General features: G+C 67.5%; 16 protein-coding genes. 9 read left to right on the top strand and 7 right to left on the bottom strand.

All coding sequences use genetic code 11. From position 1 onward, the window contains the following. The first annotated feature begins 77 nt into the window (after nucleotides 1-77). Entirely contained in the window at nucleotides 78-1,085 is a 1,008-nt protein-coding gene (locus ACY48M_RS01925; protein WP_462818551.1) for an asparaginase, read from the top strand. Nucleotides 1,086-1,091: 6 nt separating this feature from the next. Here the strand turns inward: ACY48M_RS01925 and ACY48M_RS01920 are convergent, their stop codons facing one another. After that, complete coding sequence (locus ACY48M_RS01920; protein WP_462818550.1) at nucleotides 1,092-1,907, bottom strand: maleylpyruvate isomerase family mycothiol-dependent enzyme; 816 nt, start codon at nucleotides 1,905-1,907, stop codon at nucleotides 1,092-1,094. Between the two features lie 53 nt (nucleotides 1,908-1,960). Then, the gene (ffh, locus tag ACY48M_RS01915; protein WP_462818549.1) at nucleotides 1,961-3,526 is read right to left on the bottom strand and encodes a signal recognition particle protein; all 1,566 of its coding nucleotides are present in this window, start codon (nucleotides 3,524-3,526) and stop codon (nucleotides 1,961-1,963) included. 30 nt (nucleotides 3,527-3,556) lie between these two features. On the opposite strand from ffh, the gene ACY48M_RS01910 reads away from it, so the two are divergent. The 3 genes from ACY48M_RS01910 to lipA all read left to right on the top strand — a co-directional run bounded on the left by ACY48M_RS01910 (nucleotide 3,557) and on the right by lipA (nucleotide 5,797). Further along, nucleotides 3,557-4,078, top strand: a complete 522-nt coding sequence (locus tag ACY48M_RS01910; protein ID WP_462819238.1) for a gamma carbonic anhydrase family protein — start codon at nucleotides 3,557-3,559, stop codon at nucleotides 4,076-4,078. Nucleotides 4,079-4,145: 67 nt separating this feature from the next. Continuing rightward, nucleotides 4,146-4,781 carry a lipoyl(octanoyl) transferase LipB gene (gene lipB / locus ACY48M_RS01905; RefSeq protein ID WP_462818548.1) on the top strand — a complete coding sequence of 212 codons (636 nt, stop codon included), beginning with the start codon at nucleotides 4,146-4,148 and terminating at the stop codon, nucleotides 4,779-4,781. 62 nt (nucleotides 4,782-4,843) lie between these two features. Continuing rightward, nucleotides 4,844-5,797: a lipoyl synthase gene (lipA, locus tag ACY48M_RS01900; RefSeq protein WP_462819237.1), complete on the top strand. Its 954-nt coding sequence runs from the start codon at nucleotides 4,844-4,846 to the stop codon at nucleotides 5,795-5,797. A gap of 6 nt (nucleotides 5,798-5,803) precedes the next feature. On the opposite strand, the gene ftsY is transcribed toward lipA, so the two are convergent. After that, a complete protein-coding gene (gene ftsY / locus ACY48M_RS01895; RefSeq protein ID WP_462818547.1) occupies nucleotides 5,804-6,679 on the bottom strand; it encodes a signal recognition particle-docking protein FtsY in 876 nt (291 codons plus the stop codon). 93 nt (nucleotides 6,680-6,772) lie between these two features. Here ftsY and ACY48M_RS01890 point away from each other — a divergent pair, with 93 nt between their 5' ends. From ACY48M_RS01890 to ACY48M_RS01880, 3 genes are all read left to right on the top strand, one after another. Then, a complete protein-coding gene (locus tag ACY48M_RS01890) occupies nucleotides 6,773-7,768 on the top strand; it encodes a TIGR03885 family FMN-dependent LLM class oxidoreductase (RefSeq protein ID WP_462818546.1) in 996 nt (331 codons plus the stop codon). After that, entirely contained in the window at nucleotides 7,765-9,432 is a 1,668-nt protein-coding gene (locus ACY48M_RS01885; protein WP_462818545.1) for an alpha-amylase family protein, read from the top strand. The genes ACY48M_RS01890 and ACY48M_RS01885 overlap by 4 nt, the downstream gene beginning before the upstream one ends. A 68-nt stretch (nucleotides 9,433-9,500) precedes the next feature. After that, nucleotides 9,501-10,112, top strand: a complete 612-nt coding sequence (locus tag ACY48M_RS01880; protein ID WP_462818544.1) for a histidine phosphatase family protein — start codon at nucleotides 9,501-9,503, stop codon at nucleotides 10,110-10,112. Between the two features lie 3 nt (nucleotides 10,113-10,115). Here ACY48M_RS01880 and ACY48M_RS01875 read toward each other — a convergent pair whose 3' ends face one another. The 4 genes from ACY48M_RS01875 to ACY48M_RS01860 form a co-directional block, all read right to left on the bottom strand. Further along, a complete protein-coding gene (locus ACY48M_RS01875) occupies nucleotides 10,116-11,399 on the bottom strand; it encodes an MFS transporter (protein WP_462819236.1) in 1,284 nt (427 codons plus the stop codon). Nucleotides 11,400-11,475: 76 nt separating this feature from the next. Next, complete coding sequence (locus tag ACY48M_RS01870; RefSeq protein WP_462818543.1) at nucleotides 11,476-13,017, bottom strand: tripartite tricarboxylate transporter permease; 1,542 nt, start codon at nucleotides 13,015-13,017, stop codon at nucleotides 11,476-11,478. Continuing rightward, complete coding sequence (locus tag ACY48M_RS01865; protein ID WP_462818542.1) at nucleotides 13,017-13,613, bottom strand: tripartite tricarboxylate transporter TctB family protein; 597 nt, start codon at nucleotides 13,611-13,613, stop codon at nucleotides 13,017-13,019. Before ACY48M_RS01865 ends, ACY48M_RS01870 begins: the two co-directional genes overlap by 1 nt. Nucleotide 13,614: 1 nt before the next feature. Beyond that, nucleotides 13,615-14,616, bottom strand: a complete 1,002-nt coding sequence (locus ACY48M_RS01860; RefSeq protein WP_462818541.1) for a Bug family tripartite tricarboxylate transporter substrate binding protein — start codon at nucleotides 14,614-14,616, stop codon at nucleotides 13,615-13,617. A 169-nt stretch (nucleotides 14,617-14,785) separates the two neighbouring features. Here ACY48M_RS01860 and ACY48M_RS01855 point away from each other — a divergent pair, with 169 nt between their 5' ends. Together ACY48M_RS01855 and ACY48M_RS01850 are read left to right on the top strand one after the other, a co-directional pair. After that, nucleotides 14,786-16,474 (top strand): ATP-binding protein, encoded by a 1,689-nt coding sequence (locus ACY48M_RS01855; protein WP_462818540.1) that lies wholly within the window; start codon nucleotides 14,786-14,788, stop codon nucleotides 16,472-16,474. Further along, nucleotides 16,471-17,226 carry a response regulator transcription factor gene (locus tag ACY48M_RS01850; RefSeq protein ID WP_462818539.1) on the top strand — a complete coding sequence of 252 codons (756 nt, stop codon included), beginning with the start codon at nucleotides 16,471-16,473 and terminating at the stop codon, nucleotides 17,224-17,226. The genes ACY48M_RS01855 and ACY48M_RS01850 overlap by 4 nt, the downstream gene beginning before the upstream one ends. Nucleotides 17,227-17,235: the final 9 nt, after the last annotated feature.

Raw genomic sequence — 17,235 nt, 5'->3', positions numbered from 1 at the left:
CACGGGGATGCGACATCCGCTGCGCTAGAGTTTTGCGGCACACTGCGGCACCGTGCCGAGCAGTGGGTGAAGGGACGGTGAACGTCGTGGTGACGCAGAGCGACGAACGAGCCTCCGGCTATGCCGAACTCGCCGCGATCGAACGCTCCGGCTTCATCGAGAGCCGCCACTTCGGTTCCCTCATCGCGCTCGACGGCGCCGGCGCGGCGGCGATCGAACTCGGTGCGGCGGATGCCACGATGCTGCCCCGCTCGACCGTCAAACCCCTGCAGACGGTTGCGATGCTCACGGCGGGTGCGACGCTCGACGCGAGCCAGCTCGCCATCGCCGCCGCAAGTCACACGGGTGAAGACGCCCACGTCGATGCCGCAAGGAGCATGCTCGCCGCCGCCAGACTCGACGACACCGCGCTGCAGTGCCCCGTCGACCGTCCGAGCGACCGCGCGACCCACGAGCGGCTCGTCCGCGCGGGCGAGGCCCGCAGCTCCGTGCGCATGAACTGCTCGGGCAAGCACGCGGCCATGCTGCTCACGTGCGTCGAGAACGGCTGGTCAACGACCGACTACCTCGACCCAGGGCACCCCCTGCAACGGCACATCATGGCGACAATGACGGAGTACACGGGGGTCGAGGTCGAACACACGGCCATCGACGGTTGTGGCGCCCCCCTCTTCAGCACGACCGTGCGCGGCATCGCGACCGCGTTCCGCAGGCTTGTCACCGCGGAGCCTGGCAGCGCGGCGCGCACGGTGGCTGACGCGATGCGACAGCATCCGTACCTCGTTGGGGGCAGCGGCAACCCGAACACACGCCTCATGGAACTGCTGCCCGGAGTTGTCGCGAAGGGCGGCGCCGAGGGCGTCATCGGGGTTGCGACGGCCGAGGGGCACGCCGTCGCCATGAAGATCATCGACGGCAATGCCCGCGCGACAACCCTGGTGGCGCTGCACGCGCTCCGGATGCTCGGGGTCGACGTCGATGCAGCTGGTGAACTGCTCGACGTGCCCGTGCTCGGCGGCGCCGCACCGGTTGGCGCGATCAGGCCGGGCGCCGACCTCAGGTCAGCCCGCGCTCGGCGCTCTTAGGACTCGTCAGCCCGTCATCGACATACTGCCGAGGATGCGCCACGCGAGCGCCTCGTCACCCTCGACCTGCACAGCGCCCTCGGCGGGTTCGCGACGCCCGCCGGCGAGCACAATGTACGACTCGAGGTCGAGCCGGATGCGCGCGGTCGGCGACGACGGAACGTCGCCAAGCGGCATGCCCCGACCCTCATCGGTCACGGTAAACGCCACGGGCGGCGCCCCGATGAGTTCAAAGACGACCGTCGTGCCTGCCGGTGCTTTCGCGCGCTTCGCCACGACATAGCCGAGGCTTTCGGCGAAGTAGCGTGCCGTGTGGAGCGCCGGCGGCGACGCAAGACCGCCGGGCAGGCCGACGGCGCGTCGGATGTCCTGCTCGTGCATCCACACGTCGAGGGCGCGATTGCGCAGGAGCGTCTCCCACGTCCACGAGAGACCGGGCACGCCGAGCGCTGGCTTGGCCGAGGCATCCGTCGGTGGGTTTGCCGCGAGCGCCGCGAACCGTGCGTCGGCCGAGACGCGAATCTCGGTGATGATGTCGGCCGGCGCGTGCTCTCGGCGGGCGACGACGCCGCCCTCCGTGTATTCGGTCGGTGGGGCGGTGAGGTGTGCGCCGGCACCAGCATCGATGACCGGCTCGGGCGTGCCTGCCAGCACCGACTCGAGGTGGGCGACGTGCGAGGCGACCGCCTTGACGTCCCACCCCGGCAGGTCGGTCGGCTGCGACCACGCGGCATCCGGAAGCTCGTGCAGCAGTGCGATGAAGTCGTCGATGGCCCGCTGCCCGACAGCGATGTACGAGGCAAGCCGTTCTTGATCACTCATGTCGAACACACTACCCAGCGGCGCCGCACGTGAGCCTGTCGCGCCTCGTGCTGTCAGCGACCGCCGAGCATCTTCTGCAGCGCCGCGAGCTCCTCTTCGCTCGGACCGCCCTCGCCACCAGCGGCACCCGCACCGAGACCGAAACCCGAGCCGGTGGGGGCAGTCGGCGCGGGGCCCGCCGCGAGTGCAGCCTGCTCCGCCGCACGCTTTGCGGGGTTGCCAGAGCGCGACTTCTTTTGCGGGGCTTTGCCCTTCTTCTTGCCGCCGAAGCTCCCGCCGGGCATCGGGCCCATCCCAGGGATCTGCGGCACGCCGCCCTTCGCGACCGTCTTCATCATCTTTGCGGCCTGCTCGAACCGCGCCACAAGGCCATTGACCTCGGTGACGGTGGTGCCGGAGCCGCGGGCGATGCGCAGCCGGCGTGAGCCGTTGAGCAACTTGGGGTTCTGGCGCTCGGCCCGCGTCATCGACTGGATGATCGCTTCGGTGCGCGTGAGCTCCGACTCGTCGAAGTTCTCGAGGTGGTCTTTCATGCCGCGGGCGCCCGGCAGCATGCCGATGAGCCCCTTGAGGGAACCCATCTTTTTGAGCTGCTGCATCTGGGCGAGGAAGTCTTCGAGGGTGAAGGAGTCGGTCGCGAACTTCTCGGCGACCTTCTGCGCCTCGCCCTCATCGAAGTTCTTCTGCGCCTGCTCGATGAGGGTGAGGATGTCACCGAGGTCGAGGATGCGGCTCGCCATGCGCTCGGGGTGGAACGGCTCGAACTCGTCGAGGCGCTCGCCCGTGCTCGCGAAGATGATGGGGCGACCCGTGACGGAGGCGACCGAGAGCGCAGCGCCACCGCGGGCGTCACCGTCGAGCTTCGTGAGCACAACACCCGTGAAGTCGACTCCCTCCTGGAAGGCCTTCGCCGTCGCGACCGCGTCTTGACCGATCATGGCGTCGATGACGAAGAGCACCTCGTCGGGGTCGACCGCCTTGCGGATGTCGGCGGCCTGCTTCATCATTTCGGCGTCGACACCGAGACGGCCGGCGGTGTCGACGATGACCACGTCGTGCACCTTGTCCTTCGCGAACTTGATGGCATCTTTGGCGACCTTGACCGGGTTGCCGACGCCGTTGCCGGGCTCCGGCGCAAAGACCTGCACCCCCGCCTGCTCGCCGACGATCTGCAGCTGGGTGACCGCGTTGGGGCGCTGGAGGTCGGCCGCGACGAGGAGCGGTGTGTGACCCTCGCCAGCGAGCCACTTGGCAAGCTTGCCCGCGAGCGTCGTCTTGCCGGCACCCTGGAGGCCGGCGAGCATGATGACGGTCGGGGCGGTCTTGGCGAACTGCAGCCGGCGCTGCTCGCCACCAAGAATCTGCACGAGCTCGTCGTTGACAATCTGCACCACCTGCTGGGCGGGGTTCAGCGCCTTGCTCACCTCGTCGCCGAGTGCACGCTCCCGCACGGCAGACGTGAACTGCTTGACGACGTCGAGCGCGACATCCGCCTCGAGCAGGGTGCGACGAATTTCGCGCACCGTGCCGTCGATGTCGGCCGGGCTGAGTTTGCCTTTGCCGCGGAGGTTCTTGAAGGTATCCGCGAGGCGGTCGGTGAGGTTTCCAAAAGTGGCCATGGTGCCCATAGTTTAACTTGTATGACCTCAATGCCGCTCATCGTCCCCTTCGGCGGTGCCACCCCTCAGATCGCCGCCACTGCCTGGGTCGCCCCCACAGCGACCCTCATCGGCCGCGTGACGCTCCACGCAGAGTCGAGCGTCTTCTACGGCACGGTGCTGCGGGCGGATGTTGACAGCATCACGCTCGGCGAGCGCAGCAACCTGCAGGACAACGTGACGGTGCACTGTGACGCTGGCATTCCAACGACAATCGGTGCCGGCGTGAGTGTCGGGCATGCTGCCGTGCTCCACGGCTGCACGATCGAGGATGACTGCCTGATCGGCATGAGCGCGACGGTGCTGAACCGGGCCGTCATCGGTGCCGGCTCGCTCGTCGCGGCGGGGGCCGTGGTGCTCGAGGGCACGGTGGTTCCGCCCGGCTCGCTCGTCGCCGGAGTGCCAGCGAAAGTGCGGCGCGAGCTCAGCGAGGAGGAGCGCGCGGGCCTGCGCGAGAACGGCGTGCGGTATGTCGGCTACAAGGAGCTGCACCGTGAGGCACTCGGAGAATAGCCGCCGCGTTTCTCCACGGGAGCTCCTCCACGGGATTAGTTGGACTGAGTACAGCTAAGCTGACCGGGTGGTCGACATCATCCGCCCGGGCTTCGCTCCCGACTTTGTTCCGTATGCGCAGGGCTGGGAACTCCAGCGCCGCATCCACCGACGCGTCGCCGACGGGAGTGCGCCCGACACCCTCGTGCTGCTCGAGCACGAACCTGTCTTCACGGCCGGCACCCGCACGACCGATGCGGAGCGCCCCACCGATGGCACCCCCGTGGTCGATGTCGACCGCGGCGGCAAGATCACCTGGCACGGCCCAGGGCAGCTCACGGGCTATCCCATCCTGCGTCTCCCCCAGCCGGTCGACGGTGTGGCGTATGTGCGCCGCCTCGAATCGATCCTCATCGCCGTCATCGCGAGCTACGGCATCATCGGCATGAGCGTTCGCGGTCGCACCGGGGTGTGGGTTGATGCCCCGCTCGGCGCCGTCAAGGTTGCCGCGATTGGGGTGCGCGTCTCCGAAGGAGTGAGCATGCACGGTTTCGCGCTCAACTGCAGCAACAGCCTCGCGCCATATTCGCAGATCGTGCCGTGCGGCATCCGCGATGCCGGAGTCACGAGCATCACGGCGCTCACCGGCACGACCGTCACACCGAGCGACATCGCCGATGACATCGCTGCAGCATTCGTCGCCGAGCTCGAGGTGGCGGCGTGAGCGGCTGCGCGGCACCGAGCCCCGGCACGGGCGGCCCGGCCCAGGCGCCCGAGGGGCGCCGGATGCTGCGGCTCGAGATCCGCAACGCTGAGACCCCCATCGAGCGCAAGCCCGAATGGATCAAGACCAGGGCGCGCATGGGCCCCGAATACACCGCCCTGCAGTCACTTGTGAAAGAGGAGAATCTGCACACGGTGTGCCAGGAGGCTGGCTGCCCCAACATCTACGAGTGCTGGGAAGACCGCGAGGCGACGTTCCTCATCGGTGGTTCGCAGTGCACCCGACGCTGCGACTTCTGCCAGATCGACACGGGCAAACCGGCCGACTACGACCGCGATGAGCCCCGTCGGGTCGCCGACTCGGTGGCGCGGATGCAGCTGCGCTACGCGACCGTCACGGGGGTCGCGCGCGATGACCTCCCCGATGAGGGTGCGTGGCTCCACGCCGAAACGGTGCGGCAGATTCACGCGGCAAACCCGGGCACGGGCGTCGAGATCCTCGCGACCGACTTTTCGGGCAACCCCGAACTGCTCGGCGAGGTGTTCTCGGCACGCCCAGAAGTGTTCGCCCACAACGTTGAGACGGTGCCGCGACTGTTTAAGCGCATCAGGCCGGCGTTCCGCTACGAGCGTTCGCTCGGCGTGCTCACGCAGGCCCGCGACGCCGGGCTCGTGACAAAGTCGAACCTCATCCTCGGTATGGGCGAGGAGCGCGAGGAGATCTCGCAGGCCCTGCAAGACCTGCACGATGCCGGCACCGACATCATCACGCTCACGCAGTACCTGCGACCGACCCCGCGACACCTGCCGGTTGCGAAGTGGCTCAAGCCAGAAGAGTTTGTGGAACTGCGCGAAGAGGCCGAAGAGATCGGGTTTTCGGGTGTGCTCGCCGGGCCGCTCGTGCGCTCGTCATACCGGGCCGGCCGGCTGTGGGCGCAGACGATGCTGCGCCAGGGCCGCGAGATTGCACCCGAACTGCAGCACCTCGCAGAGAAGGGCTTCGCCCAAGCGAGCTGAGCGGCGTCAGCCGATGAGGTTCTGCACGAACACGTGCGGGGTGAAACCCGTGAGGTCGCCGATGCCCTCACCCTGGCCCACAAGCTTGATCGGGATGCCGGTGCGCTCCTGCACCGCGAGCACGAAACCGCCGCGCGCCGAACCGTCGAGCTTCGTCAGCACAAGCCCCGTCACCCCGGCATGCTCGATGAAGGCCTCGGCCTGGGCGAGCCCGTTCTGCCCCGTCGTCGCGTCGAGCACGAGCAGCACCTCCGCGATCTCCGTCTGCTTCTCGATGACGCGGCGGATCTTCGAAAGCTCGTCCATGAGACCGCTCTTGGTCTGCAGGCGGCCGGCCGTGTCGATGATCGCGATCTCGATGCCCTCGCGCATGGCCTTCTCGACCGTCTGGAAAGCGACGGATGCCGGATCCTGACCCTGCTGCTGCGGCCGCACGATCTGCGCCCCGCCGCGCTCGGCCCAGGTCGCGAGCTGCTCGACGGCCGCCGCCCTGAAGGTGTCAGCGGCACCGACGACAACACTGCGGCCGTAATTGCCGAGGAACTTCGCAAACTTGCCGATCGTGGTCGTCTTGCCGACGCCATTGACGCCGACGACGAGCACGACGGCGGGGCGGGCCGTGAGGGTGAGGGTTGGGTCGAGGCGCGCGAGGCGTTCCTCGAGGTTTTCGCGTAGCATCCGTCGCAGGTCGGCCGGATCGGTCGTGTTGTAGCGGCGCACCTGCGCCCGGAGCTCGTCGATGACGGCCTCGGTGATGGTGGGGCCGAAGTCGGCCGTGATGAGCGCCGCCTCGAGGTCGTCCCACGTGTCGTCGTCGATCGTGGGCTTGGCGAACATGCCGCGGAGGGTGCCGGAGAGAGACCAGGGGGTGCGTTCAGCCATGCCCCAAGGCTATTGCAGGCCGCCGGTGAGGATTCAGCCGCCGCGCAGGCTCCCGTGGTTACGTCGCAGCTACCTCTATCGAAGGGACGACCCGTGACCGTGATCGGTTGGCACGCCTCGCACGAACAGCTCCACCCCAGAGACCTCTTGACCTCGCTGCAACATGCGGAGCGGGCGGGCTTCACCGCCGCCATGTGCAGCGACCACTTCGCACCGTGGAGCGAGCGGCAGGGGCATTCGGGGTTCGCCTGGTCGTGGCTCGGCGCGGCGCTCCAGGCGACCGAGCTGCCCATCGGTGTCGTAAACGCCCCTGGTCAGCGCTACCACCCCGCCATCATTGCGCAGGCCGCCGGCACGCTCGAGGCCATGTATCCCGGCCGATTCTGGGCGGCACTTGGCAGCGGCGAGGCGATGAACGAGCACATCACCGGTGATGCCTGGCCGCGCAAGGAGCACCGCAACGAACGCCTGCTCGAGAGCGTCACCATCATGCGCGCGCTCTTCGACGGCGAGACGGTGAGCCACGACGGCCATGTCACGGTCGACCGGGCAAAGCTCTGGACCCGGCCTGAGACGCCGCCGCCGCTCCTCGCCGCCGCCGTCACCCCCGAGACCGCCGCCTGGGCAGCACAGTGGGCCGACGGGCTTGCGACCGTGAACCAGTCGGTGGAGGCGCTTGAGCGGGTCGTCGACGCATACCGTTCGGCCGGCGGGCGCGGACCCATCGCCCTGCAACTCCACGTGAGCTATGCCGAAACCGACGCCGAAGCCCTCGCAATCGCGCACGATCAGTGGCGCACCAACGTGTTCTCGCCGCCCCTCTGCTGGGACCTCGACTCGGTGGAGGCCTTCGACATTGCCTCGAGCCACGTCGACCCTGAGGATGTGCGCGGCTCGGTGCTCGTGACATCCGACCTCGGCGAGTATGTGGACCGCCTGCGGGAGCTCATCGCGGTCGGTTTCGACGAGGTCTACCTGCACCACGTCGGCACGGAGCAGCACGACTTCATCGAAGCCTTCGGCGAGCGCGTGCTCCCCCGCGTCGGCGTGAGCCCCAAACTCGGCACAGAGCGAATGGATGTCGCATGAGAATCACCGACACCAGTGACCTGTGGTGGAAGACCGCCGTCGTCTACTGCCTCGACGTCGAAACGTTCATGGACTGGAACGACGACGGGCAGGGCGACTTTGAGGGGCTCGCGCACCGCCTCGACTATCTCGCCGAACTCGGGGTCACCTGCCTCTGGCTCATGCCGTTCTACCCGACGCCCGACAAGGACGACGGCTACGACGTCGCCGACTTCTACGGGGTCGACAAGCGCTTCGGTTCGCTCGGCGATGTCGTCGAGGTCATCCGCAGTGCCCGAGACCGCGGCATGCGGGTGATCGCCGACCTCGTTGTGAATCACACTTCGGAGAAGCATCCATGGTTCGTTTCGGCGAGGTCGAGCCGCACCTCGCCGTTCCGCGACTTCTATGTGTGGCGCGACAGCCCGCCGGCGAACGCGCCAGAGTCGGTGTTCCCCGGTGAGGAGGACGGTGTGTGGACGCTCGATGAGCGCACAGGCCAGTACTACCTCCACCGCTTTTATCACCACCAGCCCGACCTCAATGTGTCGAACCCGAAGGTGCGCGAGGAGATCGGCAAGGTCATCGGGTTCTGGCTCGAACTCGGCCTGTCGGGGTTCCGAGTCGACGCAGTGCCGTTCTTCATCGAAGACGACGGCGGCGAAAGCAGCGACTACGGCGATGGCCATGTCTACCTCCGCGAGCTCGCCGACATGGTGAAACGGCGCAAGGGCGACGCCATTCTGCTCGGCGAGGTGAACCTCAAATACCGCGAACAGATGAAGTTCTTCGGGGGCAACGACGGTGACGAACTCACGATGCAGTTCGACTTCGAGGCCATGCAGCGCCTCTACCTTTCGCTCGCCCGCAGCAACGCGAGGCCGCTCGCCCGCATGCTCGGACGGCGGCCCGCGATTGCTCGCAGGTCGCAGTGGGCGAACTTCGTGCGCAACCATGACGAGCTCACCCTCGACAAGCTCAGCGACACCGAGCGACAAGAGGTGTTCGCGGCGTTCGGCCCCGACGAGAACATGCAGGTCTACGGCCGCGGCATTGTGCGCCGGCTTCCCACCATGCTCGATGGGGACCCCCGTCGCATCCGAATGGCCTACAGCCTCATGTTCTCGCTGCCCGGCACCCCCGTGCTCTTCTACGGTGAGGAGATCGGCATGGGCGAAAACCTCGAGGCGAAGGGTCGCCACTCTGTGCGCACCCCCATGCAGTGGAACAACGGCAAGAACGGCGGCTTCTCGACGGCCCGCCGCAGCGCACTGCCCGGCCCCATCACTGGCGGGGGTTACTCACCCGAGTTTGTGAACGCTGACGACCAGATCCGCGACACCGGCTCACTGCTGAACTTCATGCGGTTGCTCATCAGTCGCTACCGCACCTCGCCGGAGATCGGATGGGGCGAGCTCACGATCTTGCAGCAGCCCCACGAATCCGTGCTCGCGCATCGCGTGACGGGTCCGCTCGGCTCCATGATCGCGCTCCACAATTTTGCGGGAGAACCCACAACAGTGCCGATCGCGGTCGAAGGGGGCAACGAAGACACCCGATTGCTCGATCTGCTGCAGGACGGGTCGATCGCGGTGTCGGCGAAGGGAACGGCCGAGATCGAACTCGAGCCGTATGGCTACCGCTGGCTGCGCGTGACCGACCCCGGCAACCGACGCATCGGCTGACACCGCGCTGTGATTGTCCATCCGCGAGAATGGACAGTGTCACCGCCATCGCAAACGAAAGAGACCATATGACGATCGCCTTCATCCGCCACGGCCAGACCGAATGGAACGCCGCCGGGCGCATGCAGGGCAGCAGCGACATCCCGCTCAACGACATCGGGCGAGGGCAGGCGCGCGAGGCTTCGGCGATACTCGCTGGCGCTGATTGGGATGTCGTCGTGTCGTCGCCGCTGTCACGCGCGCGGGAGACGGCGTCGATCATTGCGGATGGCATCGGCCTGGAGCTCGGCCGCAGCTACGACCTGCTTGTCGAGCGCCACTACGGCGAAGCCGAGGGGCTCGACGCCGCCGCGATCGCTGAACGCTGGGGCGGCAGCCGTGACTACCCAGGCCTCGAAACCCTCGACTCGGTCGTCGCCCGCGGCACCGCCGCACTGCAGCAGATCAACGATGAGTATGCGGGTCGCAACGCCGTCATCGTGTGCCACGGCACCATCATCCGCTACACGCTCGCGTCACTCGCCGGTCGCCCATTCGACCAGATTGTGAACGGCTCAATCTCGACGCTCGACCGCACCGACGAGGGATGGCGCGTGCTCAGCGTCAACGGCGTCGAACTCAGCGGTGCCGAACTCAGCGGTGCCGACCTCGTCGGTGCCGAACTCGTCGGCGACGCCTGACGCTCACTCTCGTTCGGGCAACTCGCCCGAAGCGACGAGGCGTCGACGGGCCGGGGCGCTCACGAGTGCCCACACCACGACACCGATGACAAGCACGGTGGCTGCGGCGCCGAGCCCACCGAATCCGATGAGCGCGAGGACCGGCCCGGCGAGCGCACCGCCGGCAGCCCCAGCGAGATTCATGAGCAGGTCTGAGACGCCCTGCACGCCAGGGCGGTCTGGGGCGGGCACGGCGTCGACCAGCATCGCCGAACCCGCGATGGTCGAGGCCGACCAGCCGAGTCCGAGCAGCACAAGACTCACCGTCACGGCACTCTGGGATTCGCTCGCGAACCAGACGAGCACGAGTGAACTCAGCAGCAGCAGTTGACCTATCGCGAGGGTGTGCCCTGTGCCGAGCCGATCGGCGACCCAGCCGAAGACAGGCGCGAGGGCGTACATCCCGGCGATGTGCAGGCTGATCGTGAACCCGACGATCGCGAGTGACGCCCCGTGACCGTGCAGGTGTACGGGTGTCATCGACATGACGGCGACCATGGTCGCATGGCTCAGGGCGATGGATGCAACGGCAAACCTCGCCACCGCGTTGACCCGCAACGTTGCAAAGCCGAGCCGTGGCCGCGAGCTTGGGCCAGCGCCGAGCAGTGTGCGCGCCAACAGCAGAGGGTCGGGCCGGAGTCCGATCTGGTAGACGGTGATGGCTGCGAGCTGCGCCACGATCGCGAACACGAACGGTCCGGTGAGCTCGGGCAGGCCGAGCGCACGACCGACCGCCTCACCGGGGTCAACGAGGTTCGGGCCGAGCACCGCCCCAATCGTGGTTGACCAGACGACGAGCGCGAGATCGCGGCCGCGTCGCCGCGGCTCGGCGAGATCGGTCGCGGCGAAGCGCGACTGCAGGTTGGTGGCGCTGCCGGCCCCCGCGAGCGCGAACGCGAGCAGCAGGAGCGGGAACGACGAGAGCCCTGCCGCGACGATGAGCAGCACCGCGGCGACGCCAGCCATCGCGGCCCCTGTCGTGAGCGACACCCGTCGTCCACGCCGCTGCGCCGCGCGCGCCAGCGGAAGCGCGAGCACGGCGGCGCCGAGCGTCGACATGGTGGTCGCCATGCCAGACCACGACTCCGAGCCGGAGACCGCGGCGGCCAAGAGCGCCCCGACCGACAGGGTGGCGCCGACACCGACACCGCCGAGCACCTGCGCGAGGGCGAGCACCCACACGGTGCGGCGCTGCGCGGCACCGGGGGTCAGATCGTTGCTGCGGGCATCCGCCGCGCCACTCGTCATCACCGGCAAAGTCTAGAGCCGCGCACGCCCGCGACGAGGGATGCCGCGTGGCGGCATCCCTCGTCGGGTGGTGTGGCTACGCTTCGCTTCGCTCCTGCACCGCGATGCTTTCCGTGAGCACCTTCTCGAAACGCGCCTGGCGTCGCTTGAGCCAGATGCCCAGCGCGATGAGCACGATGAGCCCGAGATAGGCGGCCGCCGCGAACGGACTGGTGACGAGTGCGCTGAGATCGCCCTGGCTGAGCTGGAGCGCCCTGCGCAACTGCGACTCCGCCATGGGGCCGAGGATGAGGCCGACGACGAGCGGTGCGATGGGATACCCGAACCTGCGCAAGAAATACCCGAGCACGCCGATGACAAGCAGGATCACAATGTCGACGACCGCGAAGTTCACCGCAAAGGCACCGAGCGCCGCGAACGTCAGGATGCCCGCATACAGGTACGGCCGCGGGATCTGCAGCAGCTTCACCCACATGCCTACGAGCGGCAGGTTGAGCACGAGCAGCATGACGTTGCCGATGTAGAGGCTCGCGATGAGCGTCCAGACGAGCGCCGGCTGATTCTGGAACAGCTGCGGACCGGGTTGAATGCCATACGACTGGAAGGCGGAGATGATGATCGCCGCCGTCGCCGTCGTCGGCAAGCCGAGCGTCAGCAGCGGCACGAGCACACCGGCCGCTGCAGCGTTGTTTGCCGCCTCCGGCCCAGCAACACCCTCGATCGCACCGCGGCCGAACCGCGACTTGTCTTTTGCGACCTTCTTCTCGGTGGCGTACGACAGGAAGGTCGCGACATCCGCACCGCCCGCCGGGATGGTGCCGACGGGAAAGCCGATCGCGGTGCCGCGAAGCCACGGACGCCACGACTTGCTCCAGTCATCGCGTGACATCCAGGTTCGCCACCCCTTTGTCACCGGGATGACCGAGATGGGGCCGCGCCGCAGTCTCGATGCAACATAGAACGTCTCCCCCACGGCGAAGAGCCCGACCGCGACGAGCACCACATCGATGCCGTCCGCGAGCGGCAATAGGCCGAAGGTGTAGCGCTGCTGGCCGGAGAGGATCTCGGTGCCGATAAGGCCGAGGAACAGGCCAATGCCGAGCGAGGTGAGCCCTCGCCATACCGACGAACCGAGCAGGGCACCTACCGTGATGAACGCAATCACCATGAGTGCCACATAGTCCGCCGGTGCGAGATTCACCGCCCACGCCGCGATGATGGGGGCGAGAAAGGTGAGGCCGATCGTCGCAACCGTGCCGGCGACGAACGAACCGAGCGCGGCGGTCGCGAGCGCCGCGGCACCACGGCCGAGCTTCGCCATCTTGTGGCCCTCGAGCGCCGTGACGATCGAAGCAGACTCCCCCGGCGTATTCAGCAGGATGCTCGTGGTCGACCCGCCATACATGCCGCCGTAGTAGATGCCGGCGAAGGTTATGAGCGCTGCCGTTGGCGACAGGGTGTAGGTGAGCGGTAGCAGGAGGGCGACCGTCATGGCCGGGCCGATGCCGGGGAGCACCCCGACGGCGGTGCCAACGAGCACACCGAAGAACGCGAATATCAAGTATTCCCACTGGAGGGCTGAAGCAAAGCCCTCCAGGAGCAGGCCGAAGTTATCCATCAGTTCACCCCGATCGACTGGAGCAGCGGCTCAAGCCACGACAGGAGCGGGCCGAGCGGCAGCGACAGGCCAAGCAGACCGCCGAAGACAACCTGCACGACCGCGGCAACAATGAGGCCGACGAGCAGCGCCATCCACCACTTTTTGGCCCCGAGCGACCACGCCACGCCGCCGAAGAGGAGCGCTGCGGCAAGCGGCCATCCGATGATGCCGATGAGGACGATGTGGGCGGCGACGAAGCCGGCGAGCTTCGCGAGAGTGATCCAGTCGGTGCCGATCGCGAGATCGACATCTTCGCCCTCATCCGGCTGCCCGAAACGGCCGCGGATGAGCTCGACGATCACCATTGCCGCCGCCGCAATGAGGATGCCGCTGACGAGGTAGGGAAACACCCTGGGGCCGACCGTGCTGCCGGCACCGGGAGCACGGATCGACCACGCCCCAACAAGCACGAAGATGCCGAGGGCGAGGGCGAGGCCCGCGAAGATGAACTCGCCCGTGCGTTGGCCTCGAGAGACGGTGTGATCACCGTCGGCGTGGCCAGCGGGCCGGAACGCATCGCGCTCCGACCCGCCGGGGTGTGCAGAGACCGTCACGTCACTCGACCAAACCAATGTTGCCGAGCGTCTGCACGACTTCGGCGATATTCGCCTCAAGGTAGCTGTCGAATTCGTCACCCGCGAGGAACGCGTCGGCCCACCCGCGGGTCTCAAGCACCTCGGTCCAAGCCCCGGAGGCATGCAACTCCGTCACTACCTCAATGAGAGCATCGCGGTCGGCGTCAGAAATCCCACCGGGCGCGAGCACGCCACGCCAGTTCGTGAGCTCGAGGTCATAGCCCGACTCCATGATCGTCGGCACGTCGGGCAGCAGCTCCGTGGGCTCCGGCGATGAGACGGCGAGCGCCCGCATCGTGCCAGCATCGACATGCTCGACAAACTCACCGATGCCCGAAATGCCGGCTGACACATTGTTGCCGAGCAGCAACGAGACCGCCTCGCCACCACCAGAGTTCGGAATGTAGTTCAGGCTCGTGGGGATATCCTCGCCATCAAGCCCGGCCTCCTCAAGCAGGAGGCCCGCGAGGATGTGGTCGGCGCCGCCAGCGGAACCACCAGTGACCGTGACATCCTGCCCGTTCTCGACGATGTCGTCGACCAGGTCTTCGAGCGTGTCATAGGGCGAATCCGCCGGCACCACGATGACGAGTGCCTCCTCGGTGAGCCGCGCGATCGGCGTCGTGTCTTCCATGCGGCTCTCGGCGGCGTTCGTCTCGACCGCCCCCACCATGACGAGGCCCGTCACCATGAGCGTGTGAGGGTTGGTCTCATTGGCGAGCGAGGCGAGCCCGACCGTGCCACCGGCTCCGCCGATGTTGGTGACGGCGGCCGTCTCGACGATGCCCTCCTCGGTGAGCACCTGCGACATGGCCCGACCGGTCTGGTCCCAGCCGCCACCAGGGTCGGCCGGCACGATGATCTGGACTTCGGTAACCTCGCCGCCCTCCTCGGCGGAACCACCGCCGCCGGTCGAGCTACACGAAGCCAATGCCAGCACGGTGACACCGGCGAGCACAATTCCAAGCGAACGAGATCGCATAATTTCTCCTCATTGAGCGGCCCGCCACAGTGCGGGCCTGATGCTGTGCCACCACAGTAAAGACGGCGGAGCCCAGGGCCGCGCTTCGGTAAGTATTGAAATCTGCTCGACCCTCCCGCGACGCGGATTGAATCCGCCATCGCGCCCATCCCTGGTGCACACTGGACGGGTGGTCCAGTCGATGTCGCTGCGTCTTCAGCTCCTGCTCTTGCAGGCCCTGATTGTGTGCGCGAGCGTCGGCGGAGCCGGAGCGGTCGCCGTGAACCTCCAAGAGCGGCAGCTTCGTGACGCCTACCTCGACCGCATGATCGGTGTCGCGCAGTCCGTCGCGAGGCTGCCGACCATTCTCGATGCCTTCGACGACCCCGACCCGAGCGCCACCATCCAGCCCATCGCCGAGGTCATCCGCGAATCGTCGAACGTCACCTATGTTGTCGTGACCGACGCCGAGGGCATCCGCTACTCGCATCCGAACCCGGAACGAATCGGCGAGCGCGTCTCAACCGACCCCTCTGTGCCGCTCTCCGGCGAGACGTTCATCGGCACCGAAACGGGAACGCTCGGCGAATCGTGGCGCGCCAAAGTGCCCGTCTTTGCCGACGATGGCACCGTCATTGGCACCGTCTCGGTCGGGATTCTCGAATCCGCCCTGCAAGAAGAATTCTTGGGCAACCTCACCGGACTGCTCATCGCGCTCTGCATCGCGGCCGTCGCAGGCCTCATCGGTGCCGCCTGGGTGACGGCGGTCATCCGGCGTCGCATCTATCGTCTCGAGCCCCGCGAGATTGCATCGCTCGTCGACTCCCGGCAGACCATGCTGCACGGCATGAGCGAAGGCGTCATCACTGTCGGGCGCGACGGATGCATCACCCTCGCGAATGACGCAGCACTCGACCTGCTCGGGCTCGAGGCTGGCGGTGACGAGCTCGTTGGCAGGCCCGCCGCCGACGTGCTCGAGCCTGCCATCCTCGATGTGCTCGAACGCGGTGAGCCCGAAGGCCAGTTGGTGCTTGCCGGGGAGCGGGTGCTCGTCGCGCGAAGCACGGGAACCCGTGGCGCGGCTGGGGCGGCACCCGCCGGCGAGAAGGGTGCGGTGCCAGAGGAGGCCACCCTGCTGCTGCGCGATCACACAGAGCTGCACACGCTGCTGCGCCAGATGGATGGGGCGCAGTCGCTTGCCGACGGCCTCCAGGCGCAGGCCCACGAGTTCGCGAATACGCTCCACGTTGTCGCGGGGCTGGTTGAGCTCGGCCACACTGATGAGGCACTCGGCTACATTGCCCGCACCGGAAATGGCGGCCCGCTCGCCGATATCGGCAGTGAGGCGGTGCTCGGGCATCCGGAGCTCTCCGCCCTGCTCATGGTGAAGGCGAGCCACGCCCGCGAGGTCGGTTCGACGCTCGACGTCACGGTGTCGACCAGCGCCGCCCCCGAGGAGGCCGTGCCGGCGGAGTGGGAGGGCGACCTCGTGACCATCGTTGGCAACCTCGTCGACAACTCGATTGAGGCGTGCGGTGCCGGGCACCGCACCAGTGTCGAGTTCAGCACCGAGCGGGGCGATCTTGTTGTCAGGGTCGATGACGACGGACCCGGAGTTGCTGCCGAGCGTGCCGAACAGATCTTCATCGACGGGGTGAGCACCAAATCTGTCGACACCAATGGGCAGGCACGGGGCGCCACTCGTCGCGGCATCGGCCTCGCCCTCGTGCGGCGAATCGTGCGGCGGCGCCGCGGCACCGTGGACCTCGTCCCTTCGACGCTTGGTGGTGCGTGCTTCGAGGTTCGCCTCCCGCTAGCAAGCGGCCCCTCGGCACGGTCGGAGACTCGGTCGTCCGCGGCACCAGCAGGGCGCACATGAGCGACGGTCGGCGCCTCCGGGTCATCGTCGTCGACGACGACCACGCGGTCGCGTTTTTGCACCAGCGACTCGTCGACCGTCATGCCAACTGCCTGGTCATTGCGACCGTGCACACCGGTCCCGCCGCCGTCACCGCAATCGGCGAGCATGAGCCCGACCTGGTGCTGCTCGATTTTTCGCTCCCCGGCATGTCAGGGCTCGACGTGCTCCGCGCGGTACGAGCCACCAGCGGGCCGCAGCCAGAAGTCATCGCCGTCACAGCATCACGCGATGTCGAGAGTGTGCGCGAGGCGCGGGCTGCCGGCATCCGTCACTATCTGGTGAAACCGTTCAGCCCGGCCGACCTTGCGGCCCGCCTCGATGCCGCTGTGCGCGACGCCGATGCACTCGCCCGGGCCGCGCGCCCCTCGCTCGACCAACACCAGATCGACGCCCTCTTCACGAGCGGCCCGCGCGGCGGTGAAACTCGGAACGCCGGGATGCTGCCCAAGGGGCTCAGTGTCGAAACCCTCAGCACTATCGAAGCGGCACTCGCTGCGGCCCCGGGTTCTTCCTCAGGCGAGATCGGCATCGCAACAGGGCTCTCCCGTGTGAGCACCCGCCGCTACCTCGAATACCTCGTCGAAATCGGCCGGGCCCAGCGAGAACTCGACTACGCGACCGCCGGCCGCCCGTCGACCCGCTACCAACCGGTGCCGCACGACCGCGCCCCTGAAGGCCACGACGAGCGAGGCTCGCGCGGCCCCCTGTGACCCCCTATT

This window comes from Homoserinimonas flava, from assembly GCF_054969005.1.
This window is presented reverse-complemented; position numbering and strand designations above follow the sequence as displayed.

What these genes read in the sequence shown, in the direction of transcription:
- ACY48M_RS01920 (WP_462818550.1), bottom strand. Translation starts at nt 1,907, where the DNA reads ATGAGTGATCAAGAACGGCTTGCCTCGTACATCGCTGTCGGGCAGCGG.
- ffh (WP_462818549.1), bottom strand. Translation starts at nt 3,526, where the DNA reads ATGGCCACTTTTGGAAACCTCACCGACCGCCTCGCGGATACCTTCAAG.
- ACY48M_RS01910 (WP_462819238.1), top strand. Translation starts at nt 3,557, where the DNA reads ATGCCGCTCATCGTCCCCTTCGGCGGTGCCACCCCTCAGATCGCCGCC.
- lipA (WP_462819237.1), top strand. Translation starts at nt 4,844, where the DNA reads ATGCTGCGGCTCGAGATCCGCAACGCTGAGACCCCCATCGAGCGCAAG.
- ftsY (WP_462818547.1), bottom strand. Translation starts at nt 6,679, where the DNA reads ATGGCTGAACGCACCCCCTGGTCTCTCTCCGGCACCCTCCGCGGCATG.
- ACY48M_RS01885 (WP_462818545.1), top strand. Translation starts at nt 7,765, where the DNA reads ATGAGAATCACCGACACCAGTGACCTGTGGTGGAAGACCGCCGTCGTC.
- ACY48M_RS01880 (WP_462818544.1), top strand. Translation starts at nt 9,501, where the DNA reads ATGACGATCGCCTTCATCCGCCACGGCCAGACCGAATGGAACGCCGCC.
- ACY48M_RS01875 (WP_462819236.1), bottom strand. Translation starts at nt 11,399, where the DNA reads ATGACGAGTGGCGCGGCGGATGCCCGCAGCAACGATCTGACCCCCGGT.
- ACY48M_RS01870 (WP_462818543.1), bottom strand. Translation starts at nt 13,017, where the DNA reads ATGGATAACTTCGGCCTGCTCCTGGAGGGCTTTGCTTCAGCCCTCCAG.
- ACY48M_RS01860 (WP_462818541.1), bottom strand. Translation starts at nt 14,616, where the DNA reads ATGCGATCTCGTTCGCTTGGAATTGTGCTCGCCGGTGTCACCGTGCTG.
- ACY48M_RS01850 (WP_462818539.1), top strand. Translation starts at nt 16,471, where the DNA reads ATGAGCGACGGTCGGCGCCTCCGGGTCATCGTCGTCGACGACGACCAC.